General features: G+C 41.3%; 5 protein-coding genes. All 5 read left to right on the top strand.

The window, feature by feature from the left end; genetic code table 11:
* Window positions 1-4,100, top strand: a 4,100-nt coding sequence (locus HMPREF2628_RS08030; RefSeq protein ID WP_070842852.1) for a ZmpA/ZmpB/ZmpC family metallo-endopeptidase, incomplete at its 5' end; no start/stop codon positions are given.
* A 152-nt stretch (window positions 4,101-4,252) separates the two neighbouring features.
* Complete coding sequence (locus HMPREF2628_RS08025; protein WP_000240129.1) at window positions 4,253-4,945, top strand: phosphoglycerate mutase; 693 nt, start codon at window positions 4,253-4,255, stop codon at window positions 4,943-4,945.
* A gap of 114 nt (window positions 4,946-5,059) precedes the next feature.
* Complete coding sequence (locus HMPREF2628_RS08020) at window positions 5,060-5,761, top strand: ABC transporter ATP-binding protein (RefSeq protein ID WP_070842861.1); 702 nt, start codon at window positions 5,060-5,062, stop codon at window positions 5,759-5,761.
* Window positions 5,757-8,465 (top strand): ABC transporter permease, encoded by a 2,709-nt coding sequence (locus HMPREF2628_RS08015; protein ID WP_180364288.1) that lies wholly within the window; start codon window positions 5,757-5,759, stop codon window positions 8,463-8,465. Before HMPREF2628_RS08020 ends, HMPREF2628_RS08015 begins: the two co-directional genes overlap by 5 nt.
* Window positions 8,466-8,609: 144 nt before the next feature.
* Window positions 8,610-8,879, top strand: coding sequence for a 30S ribosomal protein S15 (gene rpsO, locus HMPREF2628_RS08010; RefSeq protein WP_001018251.1), 270 nt, complete (start codon window positions 8,610-8,612; stop codon window positions 8,877-8,879).
* Window positions 8,880-8,994: the final 115 nt, after the last annotated feature.

Raw genomic sequence — 8,994 nt, 5'->3', positions numbered from 1 at the left:
GTGAGCAATCGGGAGCTGTTGTAGCCCCTGAGACGGTCGAAAAACCAGAATATACTGGCACACAATCTGGAGCTATCGTCGAACCAGAACAGGTACCATCGAAACCATCTTATACAGGTACCCAATCCGGAGCGATTGTTGAACCCGAACAAATTGCCCCTCTTCCAGAATATACTGGCAATATTGAGCAAGCAAAACCAGAAAATCCGGCTGAAAAACCAAAAGAAAAAGATCCAGAAAAAACACTTGAATTAAGAAATGTTTCGGATCTGGAGTTATATAGTCAGACCAATGGTACTTACAAACAACATGTTTCTTTAGACAGTGTTCCAAGTAATCCAGACACTTACTTTGTTAAGGTCAAATCGTCGTCATTCAAAGATGTCTATCTACCTGTCGCTTCAATAACTGCAGAAATAAAAAATGGACAATCAGTTTATAAAATCATAGCCAAAGTTGAGAAACTCCAGCAAGAGCTAGAAAATAAATATGTCGATAATTTCACCTTCTATCTCGCAAAAAAGGCTACAGAAGAAACAACAACCTTCACTTCCTTTAGCAACTTGGTTAAAGCTATCAACAAGAATCTCTCTGGAACCTATCATTTAGCGGCTAGCTTGAATGCCAACGAAGTGGAGTTGGGACCTGATGACAGATCTTACATCAAGGGCACCTTTACTGGTCAGTTGATTGGTGAAAAGGATGGCAAGCATTATGCTATTTACAACTTGAAAAAGCCTCTTTTTGAAAGCTTGAGAGGGGCCACAGTAGAAAAGTTGAGCCTAAAAAATGTCTCTATTTCAGGTAAAGATGATATCGGTTCACTGGCCAATGAAGCTACGGATAACACAAAGATTAAGCAAGTTCATGTCGATGGTGTTCTGGCTGGAGAACGTGGTATCGGTGGATTGCTTGCTAAGGCAGACCAATCAAGCATCACAGAGAGTAGTTTCAAGGGAAGAATTGTTAATACCTACGAAACGACTGCTGCATACAATATTGGTGGTCTGGTCGGTCATTTGACAGGAGGCAGAGCTTCACTGACTAAGTCAAAAGCGACAGTAGCCATTTCATCCAACACGAATAGTTCAGATCAGACTGTTGGTGGGTTAGCAGGTCTAGTAGACCAAGATGCGCATATACAGGATAGCTATGCTGAAGGTGATATCAACAATGTCAAGCACTTTGGTAGAGTTGCGGGTGTGGCTGGATATTTGTGGGATCGAAAGACGAATGAGGAACAGCATGCAGGAAGATTGACCAATGTACTAAGTGATGTCAATGTAACCAACGGGAATGCTATTACCGGTTACCACTATAATGAAATGAAGGTGGCTAATACATTCAGCAACAAAGCTAATAGAGTCTACAATGTCACCTTGGTCAGGGAAGAAGTCGTCAGCAAGGAATCATTTGTAGAAAGAGGAACAATTTTAGATGCTTCTGAAGTGACTAATAAAAAAGCAGAAATCAATCCTCTCGCTCCTCCAACAGTGGAGCCTCTTTCAACAAGTGGTAGTAAAGAAAGTGATTTTTCTAAGGTGAAGCATTATCAAGCTCAGCGCGCCTTAGCTTATAAAAATATTGAAAAATTGCTACCTTTCTACAACAAGGCAACCGTCGTCAAATACGGGAACCTGGTCAATGAGAACAGTCTTTTATATAAAAAAGCACTCTTGTCAGCAGTCATGATGAAGGATGACCAAGTCATCACAGATATTGTTTCCAACAAACAGACTGCAAACAAACTCTTGCTCCATTACCAGGATCATTCCTCTGAAACATTCCAGCTCAAGTACAAGAATGATTTTGCTAAGTTGGCAGAATATAGTCTAGGAGATACGGGGCTTCTCTATACGCCAAACCAATTCTTGTATAATCAAGAAACGATTATCCAGCAAGTCTTACCAGAATTGAAGAAGGTAAATTATCATTCAGACGCTATTAGAAACACACTTGGTATTTCACCAAAAGTGAAGCAAACCGAGCTCTATTTAGAAGAGCAGTTTACTAAAACGCAGGAACATCTAGAAGAAAGTCTGAGAAAACTCTTGTCAGCGGATGCTGGTCTAGTTGAAAACAATCAAGTAATGACAGGTTATATTGTAGATAAAATCAAGCGTAACAAGGAAGCCTTGCTTCTTGGCATGAGCTACTTAGAGCGTTGGTATAACTTTAGCTACGGTCAGGTTAATATTAAAGACCTGGTCTTGTATCACCTTGATTTCTTTGGCAAAGGAAATGCATCTCCGTTAGATACTTTGATTGAGTTAGGGAAATCAGGATTTAATAATCTGCTTGCTAAGAATAACGTTGATACTTATGGTATCAGTCTTGCCAGCCATCATGGAACGACAGATTTGTTTAGCACGCTAGAAAATTACCGAAAAGTCTTTTTACCAAACACTAGCAACAATGATTGGTTTAAAAAACAGACCAAAGCTTTCATTGTCGAAGAAAAATCCACTATTGCAGAGGTCAAAGCCAAGCAAGAGCAAGCAGGGACTAAGTATTCTATCGGTGTTTATGACCGAATTACTAGTAGTACTTGGAAATACCGCAATATGGTCTTGCCTCTCCTTACCTTGCCAGAAAGATCCGTATTTGTCATCTCAACCTTGTCTAGCCTAGGATTTGGCGCTTACGATCGCTACCGCAACAGCGACTATAAGGCTGGAGATGAACTCAATAAGTTTGTTGAAGATAATGCGCGTGAAACAGCCAAGCGTCAGCGAGATCATTACGATTATTGGTATCGTATTTTGGATAAACAGTCACGTGAAAAACTCTATCGTACGATCCTGCTTTATGATGCCTATAAGTTTGGTGATAATCATACTGAAGGAAAGGCTTCAACAATCGCAGACTTTGAGAATTCAAATCCTGCAATGCAACATTTCTTTGGACCAGTTGGTAACAAGGTGGTTCATAATCATCACGGTGCATACGCAACAGGAGATGGTGTCTATTATATGTCTTACCGTATGTTGGATAAGGATGGCGCTATTACGTATACCCATGAGATGACCCATGATTCAGATCAGGATATCTATCTTGGTGGCTATGGTAGAAGAAGTGGTCTTGGTCCTGAGTTCTATGCTAAAGGCTTATTACAAGCGCCAGATCATCCAAATGATGCAACCATTACCATTAACTCAATCTTGAAACATTCAAAATCAGATAGCATGGAAGGATCCCGTCTACAAGTCTTAGATCCGACGGAACGATTCAAAGATGCATCCGATCTCCAGAAATACGCTCATAATATGTTTGACCTCATCTATCTGTTGGAATATCTTGAAGGGCAATCGATCGTTAAGAAACTGAATGTTTCTCAGAAAATGGAAGCTCTTAGAAAAATTGAGAACCACTATCTAACAGATCCAGCAGACGGAAATGATGTTTATGCTACTAATGTTGTGAAAGATTTGACTGAAGAAGAAGCCCAAAAATTGACTAGCTTTGAGAGTTTGATTGACAATAATATTCTTTCGGCTCGTGAGTATCAGGCTGGCACTTATGAGAGAAATGGCTACTTTACGATTAAACTCTTTGCACCAATCTTTTCAGCATTGAGCAGTGAGAAAGGAACTCCTGGAGATCTTATGGGACGCCGGATAGCTTATGAACTCTTAGCTGCTAAAGGATTTAAAGATGGTATGGTCCCATATATTTCCAACCAATATGAAGAAATTGCTAAACAAAATGGTCAAACAATCAACCTCTACGGTAAAAAGCAAGGATTAGTGACAGATAAGCTTGTTTTAGAAAAGCTATTTGGTGGTCAGTATTCATCTTGGGCAGCCTTCAAAAAAGCTATGTATCAAGAGCGCGTTGCTCAGTTTGATCATTTGAATAAAATTACTTTTAAAGATCCGACGCAATCATGGATGAGCAATGCCACGAAAACAATTCAAAGAGTAAATGAGTTGCAAGAACTGATGGACCAAGCTGTTCTCAAGGATGCAGAAGGTACGCGTTGGAGTGACTATAACCCAGAAACTGACAGTGCCGTCCATAAACTTAAGAGAGCAGTCTTTAAAGCCTACCTAGACCAAACAAATGATTTTAGAACTTCTATTTTTGCAAATAAAAAGTAATGAATTATAGAAGTTCCTAGTCAGGATGAGAGGACTTTACTTCCTGACTGTCAGAACTTGTCGATTTTAACTAGCTTTTTTGTGAAAAATTGTGTAAAATAGAATAGATAAACGAGGGGAAACCTCGGAAAATTTAAAGGAGAATCCATCTAATGGTAAAATTGGTTTTTGCTCGCCACGGTGAGTCTGAATGGAACAAAGCTAACCTTTTCACTGGTTGGGCTGATGTTGATTTGTCTGAAAAAGGTACACAACAAGCGATTGACGCTGGTAAATTGATCAAAGAAGCTGGTATCGAATTTGACCAAGCTTACACTTCAGTATTGAAACGTGCGATCAAAACAACTAACTTGGCTCTTGAAGCTTCTGACCAATTGTGGGTTCCAGTTGAAAAATCATGGCGTTTGAACGAACGTCACTACGGTGGTTTGACTGGTAAAAACAAAGCTGAAGCTGCTGAACAATTTGGTGATGAGCAAGTTCACATCTGGCGTCGTTCATACGATGTATTGCCTCCAAACATGGATCGTGATGATGAGCATTCAGCTCACACTGACCGTCGTTACGCTTCACTTGACGACTCAGTTATTCCAGATGCTGAAAACTTGAAAGTGACTTTGGAACGTGCCCTACCATTCTGGGAAGATAAAATCGCTCCAGCTCTTAAAGATGGTAAAAACGTATTCGTAGGAGCTCACGGTAACTCAATCCGTGCCCTTGTAAAACACATCAAAGGTTTGTCAGATGACGAAATCATGGATGTGGAAATCCCTAACTTCCCACCATTGGTATTCGAATTCGACGAAAAATTGAACGTAGTTTCTGAATACTACCTTGGAAAATAATTTGTAAAAAGAAAGCCTAGGAATACCTAGGTTTTTCTTTTTATTCTAGTATCCAACTCTTCGAAAAAGCGTTATAATGATATTAAGAAGTAGTTAAAGAAAGTGAGGTTGATGATGGCTTATATTGAGATGAAACATTGTTACAAGCGTTATCAGGTTGGGGACACGGAGATTGTGGCCAATCGCGATGTGAATTTTGAGATTGAAAAGGGAGAATTGGTTATTATTCTAGGTGCATCTGGTGCGGGCAAGTCAACGGTTCTTAATCTTCTTGGGGGAATGGATACCAATGACGAGGGGGAAATCTGGATTGATGGTGCCAATATTGCCAACTATAGTTCGCACCAACGAACAAACTATCGTCGTGAAGATGTAGGTTTTGTTTTTCAATTTTACAATCTGGTATCCAATCTGACAGCCAAGGAAAATGTGGAGTTGGCTTCTGAAATCGTGACAGATGCCTTGGATCCAGAGCAAGTGCTCAAAGATGTAGGTCTGGCTCATAGGCTTAATAACTTTCCAGCCCAGCTTTCTGGAGGGGAGCAACAGCGAGTCTCCATTGCACGCGCAGTAGCCAAAAATCCTAAAATTCTCCTTTGTGACGAACCGACAGGCGCCTTGGATTATCAGACGGGCAAGCAAGTCTTGAAGATTCTCCAAGACATGTCTCGTCAAAAGGGAGCGACGGTAATCATCGTGACTCACAATAGCTCGCTAGCTCCTATCGCAGATCGGGTGATTCACATGCGTGATGCCACTGTTATGAGAGTAACAATCAATGAGCATCCACAGGCTATCGATACATTGGAGTATTAGCATGAAAAAAACATACCGAAAAGACTTACTCCAGTCGGTGACTGCTTCCAAGGGACGCTTTTTATCCATCTTGACCTTGATGATGCTGGGGTCTTTAGCTCTAGTAGGTCTCAAAGTGACTAGCCCCAATATGGAACGTACGGCTGAGGATTATCTTCGTAAAGCAAATACCTTGGATCTGGCCGTGATAGCTGATTATGGCTTGGATAAAAAGGATCAAGACGAACTAAAGACCCTTCAAGGAGCAAGTGTTGAGTTTGGCTATATGGCAGACCTAACCGTTGAAAATAGTGAAGAAGCGGTTCGACTTTATTCTAAGCCAGAGGGAATTTCAACTTTTCAAGTGACAGAAGGGCGACTGCCAGAAGCTGATGAGGAAATTGCCTTGGCAGATTTCTGGAAAGACCGCTATCAGATTGGGCAGACTATCACCTTTAGCAAGAAAGAAGAAGGGAAGAACGTCATAAAATCCCAATCTTTCACCATTACTGGATTTGTTCAGTCGGGTGAGATACTTTCTCAAGAGGACTTGGGAGGGGCTAGTAGTGGAAATGGAAGCTTGGCTGGCTATGGAGTGATTTTACCCAGTCAGTTTGACTCAGATATTTATAGCATTGCGCGTGTGCGCTATGATGATTTAAAAAATTTGGATGCTTTTTCATCAGACTATAGAAGCAAACGAGATCAACACCAGGAAGACTTACAAAACTTGCTTGCCGATAATGGTCAAAAAAGATTGGCAAGTATCAAAGCAAATGGGCAAAAGAGCTTGGAAGATGGAAAAGAGCAGCTCCAAACAGTTGAAAGTAACCTTCAAAAAGGCAAGAGCCAGTTAGAACAGGCCGAAGGTCGATTGAAAACGCAAGAAGAACAAGTGACCGCTTTGCCTGAGCCTCAAAAGAGTCAAGCCAAGGAGCAATTGACAAAAGCTAAGGAAGAATTGGCTACAGAAAAAGAAAAAATAGCTCAGACAGAGAGTAATCTAGCCAAGGAAAAAGAGAAGCTTGAACAACACCAGAAAGAGCTTGATGAACTGGCAGAGCCTACTTACCATGTATACAACCGCCAAACCATGCCAGGTGGTCAAGGCTATCTCATGTACAATAACGCTTCAGCAAGTATTCGTTCTGTTGGGAATATCTTTCCCGTGGTGCTTTATATGGTCGCTGCAATGGTAACCTTTACAACTATGACTCGCTTTGTGGATGAAGAGCGTACCAATGCTGGTATTTTCAAGGCCCTAGGTTACAAGAATAAAGATATTGTTGCCAAGTTTGTCCTCTATGGTTTTCTTGCAGGAACTGTGGGAACTGTTTTAGGAACGCTTCTAGGACATTATCTCCTTGCAGGCGTGATTTCGGATGTTATAACAGCTGGAATGGTCGTTGGGAAAAGTCAGGAGTATTTCTACTGGTCTTATAGCCTTCTTGCCCTGGCCTTAAGTTGGGTATCCAGTGTCTTGCCAGCTTATCTAGTGGCACGGAGGGAATTGCACGATGAAGCAGCCCAACTTTTGCTGCCCAAACCTCCCGTTAAAGGATCAAAGATTTTGCTGGAACGCTTGAGCTTTATTTGGAGTCGTTTGAGCTTCACTCATAAGGTTACGGCGCGAAATATTTTCCGTTATAAGCAACGGATGTTGATGACCATTTTTGGAGTTGCAGGTTCGGTTGCTCTCCTATTTGCAGGTCTTGGCATTCAGTCTTCTGTGGGAGGAGTTGTCGATCGTCAATTTGAACAAATCCAGCAATACCAGATGATTGTAGCGGAAAAGAGCGGTGTAACGGAGCAAGAAAAAGCAGACCTAGAAAGTGCCTTGCAAGCTGAGCCTATCCATGCTTATCAAAAGATTTACTCTAAATCCATTGAAAAAGATTTCAAAGGAAAAGCAGGACTTCAGACTATCACCATAATGGTTACAAGCAGAGAAAATTTCAACCCCTTTATCGCATTAGAGGAAAATGGCCAAGAGGTGCAGGTCACAGATGGAGCAGTCGTGAGTCAAAAATTAGCTCAACTAGAAGGTATTACGGTTGGAGACAAGCTGGAGCTTGATGGGAAAGAAATCAGGGTCGCGGCTATTTCTGAAAACTATGTTGGACACTTTGTTTATCTCAACCGAGCGACATACGAACAAGTCTACGGTACCAGTCCGAAAGACAATACCTACCTAGTAAAATTAAAAGAGCCAACACCATCCAATACGGAGAAAGAAGCTGCGGTCTTTATGAAAAAAACTGCTGTTTCTGGGGTGGTCCAAAATGCAACGGCTATCCACCTTTTTGAATCTGTAGCCAATTCTCTCAATAAAACCATGGCAATCCTTGTCCTTGTTTCCGTCTTGCTAGCCATTGTCATTCTTTACAATCTCACCAATATCAATGTGGCAGAACGTATCCGTGAACTTTCCACTATCAAGGTTCTCGGTTTCCATAATAAAGAAGTGACCCTCTATATCTACCGCGAGACCATGGTGCTTTCCTTTGTGGGGATTGTTCTCGGTTTGGTAGCCGGCTACTATTTACATCAATTTTTGATTCAAATGATCTCACCTGCCACCATACTTTTTTATCCACAGGTCAGCTGGGAAGTCTCTGCTCTTCCAATCGTCGCAGTGACTGTGATTTTAGCCTTACTGGGTTTCTTTGTCAATCACCACTTGAGAAAGGTGGATATGCTTGAAGCCCTGAAATCAGTAGAGTAGGTCAAGTTTTTAAAAAGTAAATCAGTTGACAAAGTCTCTGCTTCTTGGTAGAATAAGAACTGTCGTAAAGACAAATAACTTCTTCTTGGTTGCAGGCATGCCAACCTGTCACTCGGATGAAGCCAAATAAAAAGGAGAAACATCATGGCAATCTCAAAAGAGAAAAAAAATGAAATCATCGCACAATATGCACGTCACGAAGGTGATACAGGTTCAGTAGAGGTTCAAGTTGCTGTCCTTACTTGGGAAATCAACCACCTTAACGAACACATCAAACAACACAAAAAAGACCACGCTACTTACCGTGGATTGATGAAGAAAATCGGTCGCCGTCGTAACTTGCTTGCATACTTGCGTAAAAACGACGTTAACCGTTACCGTGAGTTGATCAACTCTCTAGGACTTCGTCGCTAATCATGATGCTAAGGGCGTAAGAAATCCGTATGAAAATAGGGAAACGACACCGTGTTCGATGAACACAAGGAGTTTCATCTTTTTCACTAGGATTTTAGCCCGGGCTCAAATCAGC

Source organism: Streptococcus sp. HMSC063B03 (assembly GCF_001836965.1).
GTDB classification, from domain to species: Bacteria; Bacillota; Bacilli; order Lactobacillales; family Streptococcaceae; genus Streptococcus; species Streptococcus pneumoniae_F.
This window is presented reverse-complemented; position numbering and strand designations above follow the sequence as displayed.